Annotated in this window: 10 protein-coding genes; 6 read left to right on the plus strand and 4 right to left on the minus strand. The window is 57.8% G+C overall.

The window, feature by feature from the left end:
• The first annotated feature begins 130 nt into the window (after positions 1-130).
• Complete coding sequence (locus I9187_RS11230; RefSeq protein WP_171179490.1) at positions 131-592, plus strand: host attachment family protein; 462 nt, start codon at positions 131-133, stop codon at positions 590-592.
• Between the two features lie 42 nt (positions 593-634).
• Here I9187_RS11230 and I9187_RS11235 read toward each other — a convergent pair whose 3' ends face one another.
• The gene (locus I9187_RS11235; RefSeq protein ID WP_171179492.1) at positions 635-1,186 is read right to left on the minus strand and encodes a TIGR00730 family Rossman fold protein; all 552 of its coding nucleotides are present in this window, start codon (positions 1,184-1,186) and stop codon (positions 635-637) included.
• Between the two features lie 127 nt (positions 1,187-1,313).
• Between I9187_RS11235 and I9187_RS11240 the strand changes: the two genes are divergently transcribed.
• Together I9187_RS11240 and I9187_RS11245 are read left to right on the plus strand one after the other, a co-directional pair.
• Positions 1,314-2,687: a LysM peptidoglycan-binding domain-containing protein gene (locus tag I9187_RS11240; protein WP_171727431.1), complete on the plus strand. Its 1,374-nt coding sequence runs from the start codon at positions 1,314-1,316 to the stop codon at positions 2,685-2,687.
• A 77-nt stretch (positions 2,688-2,764) separates the two neighbouring features.
• A complete protein-coding gene (locus tag I9187_RS11245) occupies positions 2,765-4,570 on the plus strand; it encodes an ABC transporter ATP-binding protein/permease (protein WP_171179496.1) in 1,806 nt (601 codons plus the stop codon).
• A 39-nt stretch (positions 4,571-4,609) separates the two neighbouring features.
• Here the strand turns inward: I9187_RS11245 and I9187_RS22120 are convergent, their stop codons facing one another.
• Positions 4,610-4,852, minus strand: coding sequence for a hypothetical protein (locus tag I9187_RS22120; RefSeq protein WP_209509309.1), 243 nt, complete (start codon positions 4,850-4,852; stop codon positions 4,610-4,612).
• Between the two features lie 19 nt (positions 4,853-4,871).
• Between I9187_RS22120 and I9187_RS11255 the strand changes: the two genes are divergently transcribed.
• Entirely contained in the window at positions 4,872-5,363 is a 492-nt protein-coding gene (locus I9187_RS11255; protein WP_171179500.1) for a TylF/MycF/NovP-related O-methyltransferase, read from the plus strand.
• A gap of 50 nt (positions 5,364-5,413) precedes the next feature.
• On the opposite strand, the gene I9187_RS11260 is transcribed toward I9187_RS11255, so the two are convergent.
• Both I9187_RS11260 and I9187_RS11265 read right to left on the minus strand, forming a co-directional pair.
• Entirely contained in the window at positions 5,414-9,202 is a 3,789-nt protein-coding gene (locus tag I9187_RS11260) for an efflux RND transporter permease subunit (protein WP_171179502.1), read from the minus strand.
• Positions 9,199-10,425 (minus strand): efflux RND transporter periplasmic adaptor subunit, encoded by a 1,227-nt coding sequence (locus I9187_RS11265; protein WP_171179504.1) that lies wholly within the window; start codon positions 10,423-10,425, stop codon positions 9,199-9,201. Before I9187_RS11265 ends, I9187_RS11260 begins: the two co-directional genes overlap by 4 nt.
• Before the next feature lie 227 nt (positions 10,426-10,652).
• On the opposite strand from I9187_RS11265, the gene I9187_RS11270 reads away from it, so the two are divergent.
• The gene (locus tag I9187_RS11270; protein ID WP_171179506.1) at positions 10,653-11,324 is read left to right on the plus strand and encodes a hypothetical protein; all 672 of its coding nucleotides are present in this window, start codon (positions 10,653-10,655) and stop codon (positions 11,322-11,324) included.
• Positions 11,325-11,369: 45 nt separating this feature from the next.
• Positions 11,370-12,692 carry a PQQ-like beta-propeller repeat protein gene (locus I9187_RS11275; protein WP_171179508.1) on the plus strand — a complete coding sequence of 441 codons (1,323 nt, stop codon included), beginning with the start codon at positions 11,370-11,372 and terminating at the stop codon, positions 12,690-12,692.
• Positions 12,693-12,740: the final 48 nt, after the last annotated feature.

The raw sequence follows: 12,740 nt of genomic DNA on the forward strand, positions 1-12,740 counted from the left end.
GTAGGGCGGAGGGAGAGAACCGCACACCAAATCAAACAACGACCGGGCTACGCATCACTGGTGCGTAAACAAACCCGTACGCCCGGCAGGTCGAGGGATACCCAGAGAACAACCTTAACAGGAGATCGCAATGGTCGCACTTACACAGGGAACTTGGGTTATTGTTGCAGACGGAGAGAAAGCGCTGGTGATGGAGAACATCACCGATGCTGACGATCCCAATCTTGTTGTTGTCGCTGTCGAGGAACAGGACAACCCAGCCTCAAAGCCGACTGACCGCGCTGGTCGTCGCAACGACGGCGGGCCAAAGCAGAAATCAGCCTTAGAGGACCCAACGTGGAAGATCCATGCAAAGTCCCTGTTTGTGCAGGATCTGGCGAATTTGTTAAATCGCAAGGGGTTGAAAGGGGCATATAATCGATTGGTACTGGTAGCCAGCCCTCATGTTCTGGGTCTGCTGCGCCGCCGGTTGCACAGTGAAGTGCTGGGAAAAGTCGTGGCCGAGGTCAACAAGACCCTGACCAACCACCCTTTGCATAAGGTTGAGCAGGTCGTGCGCCACAGTTTGCAACACAAGGCGCGTTTGGCCTGATCAACAAGGCGGGCGGTTTTGCCGCCCGCACCGTTTCTGGTGTCAGTTCAGCTTGTTCCGCAAGGCGACCATGGCGGCATCTGCATCTTCTACCCATGTGATGAAATCTGCCAGCGACGCGTCGGCAAAGCCTTGTCCGATCACCTGACCCAACAGCGTCTGCAACGCATCCCAATAGCCATTCACGTTCACCACGACGATGGGCTTGTCGTGCAGTCCCAACTGACGCCAAGTGAGGGCTTCGAACAATTCATCCAATGAGCCCGGCCCTCCGGGCAGAACGACCACCGCGTCGGCGTTCATGATCATGACCTTCTTGCGCTCGTGCATCGTCTCGGTGATCACAAAGTGGGTCAGATCGGTTTTGCCGACTTCCCGCTGAACCAGATGAACGGGGATGACGCCAAAGGTTTCGCCTCCGGCATTTTGCGAGGCGCGGGCCACTTCTCCCATCAAACCCACATCCCCAGCACCATAAACCAGCCGCCAGCCTTCCTGCGCCAGCAGCGTGCCGAAGTGCCTTGCAGTTTCAGAATAAGACTTCTCGGCACCATTGCGTGACCCGCAATACACACACACTGATTTCTGAGACATGAAAGAAGGGCTCCGGGGTTGTGTCAGAGGTTTTGACCCGTGATAGCGGGATTGATAGATTGCCTCAACTGTCCGCCGGAAAGCTTTTGAACGAAAAGCTTTTGCAGCGCGGAGTGAAAGGAAAAGAATGAACGCCAATTCGGGAAACGAAAGCTCGGGCAATTTCATCTGGGGGGTGATTGCAGGGCTTGTTGCAGTATTGGGTGCAGGTGGCTTGTACCTGTCGGGCGTCTTCACCAACGCACCGGAACCTGACGCAAGCACACCGCAGGAAACTGCTTCCGTTCCAGCAATCTCAGAGCCAGCAGATGAGGCACCGAAAGAAGCGGAAGACGTTACTGCCGCAGAGCCGTCCAATCCGGATACTGCGTCGTCAGACGAAACACCCGCACCTGCTGAAGACCTGGCGGAGCAAGCGGAAGAACCTGCTGAAACGGAGGCCGCCGAAGTTGCAGAGGAAGTGGCTGCGCCTGCGCCGGTCGCGCCTCCAGTCCTGGATCAGATTTTTGTAGAAACTGACGGCACCGCGCTTCTTTCGGGTGACGCAGCACCCGGCAGTCAGATAGAAGTTCTGCTGAACGGCGAAGTCGCACATTCTTTTACCGTGGATGGCAGCGGTCAGTTTGCTGAATTTGTGACGATCCCCTTCAGCGACACCGCGCAGGGACTTGTGTTGCAAAGCACGGACGGGGCGCAAGCAACGCGATCCGACGACTATCTGATTGCCGCTTTGCCCAAACCAATCGAAGAAGAACCTGTTGCCGAAACAGCGCCCGAAGCCGAGCAGATCCCATCCCAGGACACGCAGGAGCAGGTGGCTGCAATCGAAGAGGTTCAGCCGGATTCTCATGCTGAGGCTGACGTTTCGGAACCTGAAACGTCAGAGCCCGAGGCCGAGACAGTTGAAACTGCTGAACTGACCGATGAAACCCCACAGCAGGATCAGCAGGTCGCCGTGCTGCGATCTGGCGAAGAGGGCGTTGAGCTGGTGCAGCCCCCGGTCGTGCGGGATACCCCACCCGAGCAGGTCGCACTGGACACGATCGGATATTCCGAAACGGGCGATGTGCAGCTGACAGGGCGCGTTCAGGATGGGGCCGCCATTCGGTTGTACCTGAACAATCGTCTGGTCGCGGATCTTGCCCCGGAACAAGATGGATCCTGGCGCAGCGATCTGGAGGGAATTGACCCAGGCGTCTACACGCTTCGGGTAGATGCGGTAAACACGGATGGGACGGTCCTTAGCAGGGTCGAAACTCCGTTCAAACGCGAACCACTTGACGTTCTTCAGGCTGCAACGGGCACGGCTCAGGCAGATACGCCTCAAGCGACCCCTGCAATCCGGTCTGTCACGGTGCAGCAGGGCGACACGTTGTGGGCCATCTCACGTGATCGATTTGGCGACGGGGTCTTATATGTGCGGCTGTTCGAAGCCAATCGTGACTTGATCCGCGATCCGGATCTGATCTATCCCGGGCAAATCTTTACAATCCCGGAATAATCAGCCCTTCTGGCCTTTTATGGGCAGAGGTCTAACTCTGGCCGCAGACAAGGCACATGATGAGACGCACAGCTCGTATGACTTCAGATGACATGGTGTCGGATGACGCACGCAGCTCGGGCTGGCGGACGATCCGCAAGGTTGCCCCATATCTATGGCCCGACGACGAACCGTGGGTAAAGCGCCGCGTCGTCATCGCCATGGGTATGCTTGTTCTGGCCAAGCTGATCGCGGTTTATACACCCATTTTGTATAAGGGCGCTGTTGACGCGCTGGCGGGTGAGGGTGTGCCGCCATTGGCGCTGGGCGCAGTTGGATTGACTGTGGCCTATGGTGTGGCGCGAATGATGACGGTGGGCTTTCAGCAATTGCGGGATGCCGCCTTTGCCCCCGTCGGACAACGCGCGTTGAGGGCGCTGGCGCTTGAGACGTTTCAGCACATCCACAACCTGTCGATGCGCTATCACGTCACGCGCCGTACTGGCGGGCTGAGCCGTATCATCGAACGGGGCGTCAAAGGGGTTGAGTTCCTGCTGCGGTTCCTGCTGTTCTCGATCGGGCCGCTTATTCTGGAGCTGATGCTGGTCGCCATCATCCTGATGTGGCTGTTTGATGTCTGGTATCTGGTTGTCGTCGCGGTCACGATTGGTCTGTACATCTGGTTTACTTTTGCCGTGACCGAATGGCGCGTGAAGCTGCGGCGTGAGATGAACGATCAGGACACCGAGGCCAACCAGCGCGCCATCGACAGCTTGCTGAACTTCGAAACCGTCAAATATTTCAACGCCGAAACCCGTGAAGCTGAACGGTATGACGTGTCGATGAAAGCCTATGCAGGGGCTGCGTTGAAGACGGCCTATTCATTGGCATTTCTGAACTTTGGACAATCGTTCCTGATCACCTGCGGTCTTATTGGGGTGATGGTTCTGGCCGCAATGGGTGTGCAGAACGGCAACCTGACCGTCGGCGATTTCGTCATGGTCAACGCCTACATGATCCAGATCACAGTGCCGCTGAACTTCCTTGGGACGGTCTATCGGGAAATCCGGCAGTCCTTGGTCGATATGGGTCAAATGTTCGACCTGCTTGAACAACCCGCCGAAGTTACAGACAAAGCCTGCGCGCCGAACCTGAAGGTAAATGGCGGCGAAGTCACGCTTGAGGACGTGCACTTTGGCTATGATCCCGAGCGTGAAATCCTCAAAGGCGTGTCCCTGACTGTCCCGGCTGGAAAAACCGTGGCCATTGTGGGGGCGACAGGGTCGGGTAAATCGACCATCGGGCGGCTCTTGTTCCGGTTCTACGACGTGACCAAAGGGGCGTTGAAGATCGATGGTCAGGACATTCGCGACGTGACCCAGACCAGCCTACATGCCGCCATCGGTGTCGTCCCGCAAGACACGGTGCTGTTCAACGACACGATCCGCTACAACATTGCATATGGCCGCGACGGTGCCACCATGGACGAGGTCGAAGCAGCGGCCAAGGCGGCTCAGATTCACGACTTCATTTCCTCACTGCCCGAAGGGTATGACACCAAGGTGGGCGAGCGTGGCCTGAAGCTTTCCGGTGGTGAAAAGCAGCGCGTCGGGATTGCACGTACCTTGCTGAAGAACCCACCGATCCTGCTGTTGGACGAGGCGACCTCGGCGCTGGATACGGATACTGAGCAGGACATCAAAGATGCGCTGGCACGCGCGGGTGAGGGGCGGACGGTGATCACCATCGCGCATCGTCTCAGCACCATCGCCGAGGCCGATCAGATTGTGGTTCTGGAGGCGGGAGAGATCATCGAACAGGGTAAGCATGACGAGTTGCTAGCTCGGGGGCGCCGTTATGCCCAGCTTTGGAGCCGTCAACAAGCTGACGCCTTGGCATCCTAAACGGTTTTTTACCTTTTTGGGTAGCGCATTCCGGTCGGGTCAGGTTTGAAGCTGATCAACGCAAAACGGATAGGTCTGAAAAAGCAGACAGGAGGAGTAATGGAAGGATCGGAACTTGCTCGGCCCGAGATCAGAACCGTGCGCCGGGTGTGCCGAGAACATCTGACCATGGTCGGCCGCCAAAGTGCCTTTGCCACCGCACATGCTGCGGCGCATGTGGTGGACCAAAAGATACCAGGTGATTTCGTCGAGTGTGGCTTTTGGCGTGGGGGGGAACGTCATCATTGCTGCCCGTGTTTTCATGCAACGTAATGATGTGCGAACTTGCCATTTGTTCGATACTTTTGCCGGCATGACGGAACCGACTGCCGAGGATATCGGACCGAACGGTGAGACTGCGATTGTAGAATTCGAGCGTCAAAAGACAGAAGAAGGTTCGACCTGGTGCATGGCTTCGCTGGAAGATGTCCAGTCCAATGTTGCGGCCTTTGATCTGAACCCTGACATGTTCGTCTACCGGAAGGGTGATGTGTTGGAGACGCTGAAAGATGAGGCCAACCTGCCTGAAACGATCTCGGTGCTTCGGCTGGACACGGATTGGCACGATTCAACCAAGCTTGAGCTGGAAACCTTGTACGCGCGCCTGTCCCCCGGCGGTATCGTCATCATTGACGACTACGGGCACTGGAAGGGCGCGCGCAAGGCAACGGATGAGTTTTTCAAAACATCCGGGTTTAAGCGCCCGTTCTTTTTTGGGCTGTCAAACGGCGGTGTTATTGGAACGAAAATCTGAACCATGGGGCATCACCTTTGAAAAAGGCGCGCCGACGGGCGCGCCTTTTCTCATTCCGCAGCCTTCAGGGGGTGCCCCGGTGGGTGTGGTTCTGAAGTATCCGCATCCGGGTTTTCGGAAGATGGGGTAGTGTCTGTATCCTCCCACACAATCTCGGTTGCTTGCATTTGACGGGCAGAGCGTCCAATGGCCATGTCCTGTGCAATCTGGCTTGATCGGCCCGCAGTTACTCGCGCCAGCAAGCGGCTGAGCCACACGGCATAAGTTGTCACCCAAACCCGCAACGCCAAAAGGGAAGGCGTCACGATCAGGGTCAGAACAGTGGCGATGCCCAAACCAAAGACCACCGCCGTCGCCAGCTGTTTCCACCACAAGGCAGTAGGGCTGTCGATGGAATAGCCGCCATTGATGAAGTCCAGCGAAAGACCGAACATCATGGGCGTCAAACCGGCCATTGTGGTCAAGGTCGTCAGCAGAACCGGACGAATGCGCGATTCTGCGGTTCGAATGATCGCCTCGATCCGGGGCATGTACGTGCTGTATTCTTGATAGGTATCGATCAGAACGATGTTGTTGTTCACCACGATCCCCGCCAAAGCCACGATGCCAGTGCCGGTCATGATGATCGAGAAGGGTTGTTCCATCACGATCATACCGATCAGAACGCCAGTGGTTGATAGGATTACCGCCAGCAACACCAGCACCGAATTGTAGAACGAGTTGAACTGCGCGAGCAGGATCACGAACATGAGCCCCAGCGCGCCCATGAAGGCGTTCACCAGAAAGGCACCGGATTCCGCCTGTTCTTCCTGATCTCCGGTCCATTCCCAACTGATAGAATTGGAAAACGGACCCGTTTCCAGCCATTCGGTCAGAACAGCAATCCGTTCATTTGGGTTGATCAACGCGAACTGTGCGTCTCCGCCCTCAACCGTGCTGATGAGTTGATCCACGCTATCGGCGCCGGTCAATTGAACCAATTCGTAGGACTTTCTGCCACCGCCGTTCAGGACCGTGCTGGTGGGGGTATAGCCTTCAGCAACTTCCCGAACCACGGCAAGACGGATGAGTTCACCATCGGGGCCTTCGGTCGTAACCTTGCTCAAACCTGGTTCAACGTCGGCTTTGACGTCGTAGTAGCGTTGTTGGTCAACCCGGTTGATCTCGGCCAGTTTGGCCACCGGCTTACGACTTACGAAATTCGACAGTGGCACCAAACCATCCGGAGTGCGGACCTTGAGCGTGTCCAAAGTTGATAGCACGCGATCTTCTTCTGGCAGGCGCACGCGAATTTCAATCTCTTCATCGTTGCTGTCCGGGCGCATCTCGCCCAGCAGAATACCGCGTGTCACCAACTGCACCATGGCTCCAACCGTGGCCACGTCAGCTCCGAACCGACCGGCCTTGGCGACATCCACATCGATTTGCCAGTCGATGCCGGGCAAGGGAAGGGTGTCTTCGATCTTGATCAGTCCCGGCGTGGTGTCGAAAACCTCGCGCGCGGTGAGCGTCGCCGAGGTCAGATCCTCCCACCCATCACCCTTTATGCGCAGATGCACGGGCTTTGCCGAGGCCGGGCCTTGTTCCAACGGCAGGATCTCGACAACGATGCCGGGGATCTCAGCCAGTTGCGCGTTGAGTTCGTCAATCACGAAGTCACCGTCAAATTCAGGCGCAACAAAGTGACGATCAAACAGGCCCCACAGAACAGATTCCGAGACGTTGGGACGGTCTTCCCAAGGAATGATCTCGAACTGAACACGGCCCACTGTATCGGCAGGTTCCTGAGCGCCCCCGTTGTTCTGGTTCAGACCGCCTTCGCCCGCGAAAGAAAACACGTTGATGACGGCAGGGTGGGCTGCGATCACATCCTCTGCCGCCAAGACCATGCCATCTTTTTCCGCAAGCGAGATGTTTCCCCGCGCGCGGACATAGGCGGTGGCTTGTTCCGGTTCGCTTTCCACGAAAAATTCGACGCCTCTGGATTCCTGCGGGAACCAGACGAAGGCAACGGTGTAGACGGCAAAGAACACTGCGGCCAACGACACGATAGGCATGATCGGATTGCCAACGAGGAACTTGACCACATGGCCAAATGGGGTGTGTTCATCGGCTGTGTGAACGCGCTCTTCCACTTTGCGTTCGATCCTGGCAGCGCTCAGGGTCACGGATCCTGCAAAGGCCCCGAACAGGAACAGAAGCGCACCAGCAATTGAACCGCCGGGTAGCAGGTAATCCGGGTTCAGGGTCTGCATCGCGCCCAGAAAGATCATGTACAGCGAAGGAGGCACCAGCACAGCCCGCAGCCACCACGGCGTGCGCGCGCGCAACCAGATCGACGAGCGGTCGAAGACGCGGCTTAGCCGCCCTGACACACCGCCCATGACCGGCAGGTAAATCAGCGCCACGATCAGCGACGCCGACAAAACAAAGATCAGCGTGACGGGCAGCATACCCATGAACTCACCCGGTACGCCGGGCCAAAACAGCATGGGCAGGAATGCGCAAAGCGTTGTCGCAGTCGACGACACGATGGGCCAGAACATGCGCTGCGCCGCCTCAACATAGGCGTGCATCGGTCCGACGCCCTGCTTGATGCGTTTATCGGCATATTCCACGACGACGATGGCACCGTCCACCAGCATACCGACCGCCAGAATAAGACCGAACATCACGATATTCGAAATGCTGACGCCCATAACCGCCAGGAAAGCAAAACACAGAAGGAATGAGGTGGGGATCGCGAAACCCACCAACAACGCAGCCCGCGTGCCCAGCGAGGCCAGCACTACGATCATCACCAGTGCAATCGCGGTCAGAACCGAGCCTTCCAACTGGCTGACCATCGAACCCACGATGCGGCTCTGGTCGTTGGACGTGCCCAGATCGACGGCGGCCTGAAGTTCAGGTGGCCACTTTGTTTTCGCTTGCTCGATGGTCTCTTTGACCTGAGCAACAGTATCGATCAGGTTGAAGCCCTTACGCTTTACCACTTGCAGGGCAACAGTTGGTTCACCATTGAACCGGGCCGTACCGGCGCGGTCTTCGAAGGTGTAATTGATCTGCGCCAACTCACCCAAAGTCACAACCCGGTCGCCATTGACCTTGATCGGCAAGCCATAAACGTCCTGCGCGGTTTTGAACGATGACGGGATCTTGACCGAGAATGTACCCTGCGCGGTTTCAACTTCACCCGCGGCGATCAACTGGTTGTTGTTGCGAACCACATTGATCAGCTCATCTGCGGTGACGTTGTATGCCTCAAGCCGTAAGGGATCGATGACCACCTCGAGCATCTCGTCGCGATTGCCCGCGATACCAGCCTCAAGTACCGAATCCAGTGCCTCAAGCTCGTCCTGCAAGTCTTTGGCAACGCGGGCCATCGTGCGTTCAGGAACTGCGCCGGTCAGGTTGACGATGACGATGGGGAATTCTGAAAAGTTGATCTCGGTCAGCGAATACTGTTCCGCACCTTCAGGAAAATCCGCCTGCGCCGAATTCATCGCGTCGCGGACGTCGGCCATGATCGCGGTTTTGTCCCAGCCGAAATCAAACTCCAGCGCGACCCCTGCATAGCCTTCGGCGGCGGTCGACGTCATTTCCTTGAGGCCATCGAGATCCGCCAGTTCGGTCTCCATCGGCTTGATCAGAAGATTTTCGGAGTCTTCCGCTGAAATGCCGGGAAACTGTACCGAGACAAACAGGGCAGGGATTTCAATATCCGGCTCACCCTCTTTCGGCAATGAGACATAGGCAAACCCGCCGATGACCAACGAGATGGCGATAAACGCCAGGACCATACGGGCTCGATGCGCGGCCCAAGCAACAACGCCCGTCATTGTGATGCTTCCCGATAGGTGGGTTTCACAGTGACGCCGCGGGTCACAAACTCTTGCCCGACTACGATGATGTCAGTCGTTTCCGGCAGCCCGCCGATCCAGACACCTTCTGCAGTGTCGCGCAGAATTTGGACTGGCTTGAAGTCGACAATGTTGCCTGCGCCCACCGTGCGAACCCCCAATTGACCCTCATTGCTGAGCGTCAGCGCGGATTGCGGCAGCAGATGCGCCTTGGCGCCTTCGGCGGCGATTTGAATGGTTGCGGTTTGGCCGTCACGGATGGTCAGATCCGGGTTGGGGACAGTGATCTCTACCTCGAACGTCCGCGTTGCCTCATCGGCCGAACGGCTTAGGAACGTCACCCGCCCATTAAGTTGCCGCCCAGTGACCAAAGTTGCGGATGCCTCGGAACCGACAACCACGCGGTTGACCTCGGTCTCGGGCACAAAGCCCACCAGCTTGATCGGATCCAGCTGAATAACCGTCGCGCAGAGCGATCCGGGCTGCATCAGGCTGCCCAGCTCAGCGGTGTCGCTTTCCAGCAGACCCTTGAAAGGTGAGGTGATGACCACGCGACCGGCCTCGCGCTGTGCGGCCTCAACGGCCGCAGTTGCGGCTTCAATCCCGGCACGGGTGGCTTCCAATCCGGCCTCTGCCGACTTCACTCCGGCCTTGGCGGTGCTCATCGCGGCTTCGCTGGAAATCCGGCGGGTTTCCGAGGCAAAGCCTGTTTCCGCCAATTTACGCGATGCGGTCAGGTTGATCTCGGCCTCTGCCACCAGCGCATGGGCCTCTTGCAGGCGTGCTTCGGCTTCGGGGATACGGCTTTCGGCTTCAAGCTTGCCGGCCATAGCTTCGGCCAGTTGGGCCGGGCGTGTGCCGGGGTCAAGCTCGCACAGAATGTCACCTGCCTCGACAAAGGCACCTTTGCGCTTGGGTTCTGAGATGACGGTCGAAGTGGTTTCTGACAGAACTTCGACCTGGCGATTTGCTTTGGTCTGACCGCGGAGCAAAACCGCGCTGTCAATCTCGCGGGCTTGCGAACGCAGGGCGACAACACCCACTGCCGCGATGTCTGAAGTTTCCGCAGCGGCAGCCTCACCTTGCGTCGTTTCATCGCCTTCGCCACGCCCCGCGAAGGCAAACAGCGCATCGCGTTCGAATACAAGAAAATACAGAGCAACAATGACCAGAATGGCGTTGATGAATGAAATCAAACGCATACGGGGATTCTCCTAGAATTTTTTGCCCAAGAACGCGAGGCGCTCACTTTTCGAAATGGGACTTATGCTATGTCTTTTCTACACTGAACTGAATAGTTTGGTTCACTTTTTTTCGCAAGAGCAGTACCCGGCGGCGAAAATGTGCAAATTCGGACCCTTGGCTTGGCGTTGGTGCCGGGGTATGACATGGCGCACTTAGACAAGATATACAGCCCAGGGGGCACGGGATGAGCGACACGGACAGTTTCATTGATGAGGTCACGGAAGAGGTGCGCCGCGACCGAATGTATCTGTTATTGCGCCGCTGGGGCTGGGTAGGTGTGGTTGCCGTTGTGCTGATCGTGGGCGGCGCGGCCTTCAATGAATACCGAAAATCCCGCGATGCGGCGCAGGCGCAAGATCTGGGGGACTCGATTCTTGCTGCGCTGACGGAAAACGATTCCGACGCGCGTGTCGCAGGCCTGCAGGGTATCGGGGCGGCAGCTCCGGGTGGAGACGCGGTTTTGAACATGCTTTTGTCCGCCTCGCAGGTCGATGCCGGATCGCGCGAAGACGCGGTCAACAGCCTGAACGCGGTGGCCGTTCAGGGCGACTTGCCTGAAATTTACCGCGCGATTGCAAGCTTCAAGGCGTTGTTGTTGCAAAGCGACACACTTCCTGCAGCCGAACGTAGGCAACAGTTTGAGGCGCTGGCAGCGCCTGGCGCACCGCTGCGTCTGCTTGCCGAAGAACAGTTGGCCCTGATTGACGTGTCCGAGGGCAATGTCGAGGCTGCGCTGGATCGGTTGCAGGCGCTGCGGCAGGATGCTGAAGTCGGGATTGACCTGCAACAGCGTGCCGCGCAATTGATTGTCGCGCTGGGCGGGGAACCAGAACCCCTGATGGCGCAACAAGGTTGATCGGGTGGTGAACAAAGACATTTTGACAGGCGAGTTCGGAATACCATGGTAACAAGACTATTCTCCCGCGTGGGACTGCCGGTCGCGGCACTGGCATTGACCGCTCTGGCCGCCTGTGAAGAACCCGAGACCATTCTGCCCGGTGAACGTGAAGACATCCGCCCCCTGTCGGATTTGGAAACTGTTGAAAGGCAGGGCTCTCAGCCCATCAGTCTGCCGTCGCAGCAGGCAAATGCCAATTGGTCGCAAAGCCCAGGAACTCCGGCCTATCGAACAACAAACGCCGCGCTGCGCGCGACACCGCAGCGGGTTTGGTCGGCCTCGATCGGTCAGGGGGACTCACGCAAGCAACGCATCACCGCCGAGCCAGTCGTTGCAGGTGGGTTGATCTATACGCTGGATGCAGGGGCAACGGTTTCAGCTGTCACACCCCAGGGCCAGTTGGCCTGGAACACGGATTTGATTCCCGCAAGTGATGGGGACTCGGACGCAACGGGCGGTGGAATGGCCTATGCCGATGGTGTTCTTTATGTCTCTTCAGGTTATGGTCGCCTGACCGCACTGGATGCGAGAACCGGTGCCATTCGGTGGCAGAAGCGTCTGCAAGCCACCGGCAGCGGCGCACCGTTGGTTAATGATGGCCTGCTTTATCTGGTGGCCGGAGATGAAACGGGTTGGACTATTGCCACCAAGGATGGACGTATCGCCTGGCAAATCGAAGGTACGCCGAGCGTGGGCAACGTGTTGGGTGCACCAGCGCCTGTGATCGCCTCGGATCTCGCTGTGTTCGCCTTCGGCTCGGGCGATATTGCGGCGACCTTTCGGCGGGGCGGTATCCGCCGTTGGAACGCATCGGTCGCCGGTGGACGCCGAGGGCGGGCCGCAGCCCAGATTGTTGACGTGACAGGCGGCCCGATGGTGTCGGGAAACACCATCTATATCGGCAACCATTCAGGCCGGACCGTCGCCTTTGACGTTGCTACGGGTGAACGTCGGTGGACCGCCGATGAGGGGGCCGTGGATGCCGTTTGGCCCGCAGGTAACAGCATCTTCCTGGTCAGTGACCGCAGCCAGCTGGTGCGTCTGAACGCGGCGGATGGCTCGGTTGTCTGGGCGCAGGATCTGCCGGGTTTCGTGAAAGACAAACGCGGCCGCCGTGGTCCGATCTTTGCGCATTACGGTCCGATCCTGGCCGGTGGCCGCATTGTGATTGCGTCCAATGACGGGTATTTGCGGTTCTTCAATCCGGTCAACGGAACACTGGTTCATCAGGTCGAAGTGCCCGGAGGCGCGACAACAGCGCCGGTTGTTGCCGGGCAAACGCTGTATGTCGTTTCGACCAAGGGTGATCTACACGCTTTCCGTTGACGGCAAGATGCGCTAAAGGGCGCATCTTGAGTCTTGAAAGTTGAGTAT

The organism is Ruegeria sp. HKCCE4148, assembly GCF_017872495.1.
In the GTDB taxonomy this organism is placed as follows: domain Bacteria; phylum Pseudomonadota; class Alphaproteobacteria; order Rhodobacterales; family Rhodobacteraceae; genus Ruegeria.

What these genes read in the sequence shown, in the direction of transcription:
- I9187_RS11245 (WP_171179496.1), top strand. Translation starts at nt 2,765, where the DNA reads ATGACTTCAGATGACATGGTGTCGGATGACGCACGCAGCTCGGGCTGG.
- I9187_RS11265 (WP_171179504.1), bottom strand. Translation starts at nt 10,425, where the DNA reads ATGCGTTTGATTTCATTCATCAACGCCATTCTGGTCATTGTTGCTCTG.
- I9187_RS22120 (WP_209509309.1), bottom strand. Translation starts at nt 4,852, where the DNA reads ATGACGTTCCCCCCCACGCCAAAAGCCACACTCGACGAAATCACCTGG.
- I9187_RS11230 (WP_171179490.1), top strand. Translation starts at nt 131, where the DNA reads ATGGTCGCACTTACACAGGGAACTTGGGTTATTGTTGCAGACGGAGAG.
- I9187_RS11255 (WP_171179500.1), top strand. Translation starts at nt 4,872, where the DNA reads ATGCAACGTAATGATGTGCGAACTTGCCATTTGTTCGATACTTTTGCC.
- I9187_RS11235 (WP_171179492.1), bottom strand. Translation starts at nt 1,186, where the DNA reads ATGTCTCAGAAATCAGTGTGTGTGTATTGCGGGTCACGCAATGGTGCC.
- I9187_RS11260 (WP_171179502.1), bottom strand. Translation starts at nt 9,202, where the DNA reads ATGACGGGCGTTGTTGCTTGGGCCGCGCATCGAGCCCGTATGGTCCTG.
- I9187_RS11270 (WP_171179506.1), top strand. Translation starts at nt 10,653, where the DNA reads ATGAGCGACACGGACAGTTTCATTGATGAGGTCACGGAAGAGGTGCGC.
- I9187_RS11240 (WP_171727431.1), top strand. Translation starts at nt 1,314, where the DNA reads ATGAACGCCAATTCGGGAAACGAAAGCTCGGGCAATTTCATCTGGGGG.
- I9187_RS11275 (WP_171179508.1), top strand. Translation starts at nt 11,370, where the DNA reads ATGGTAACAAGACTATTCTCCCGCGTGGGACTGCCGGTCGCGGCACTG.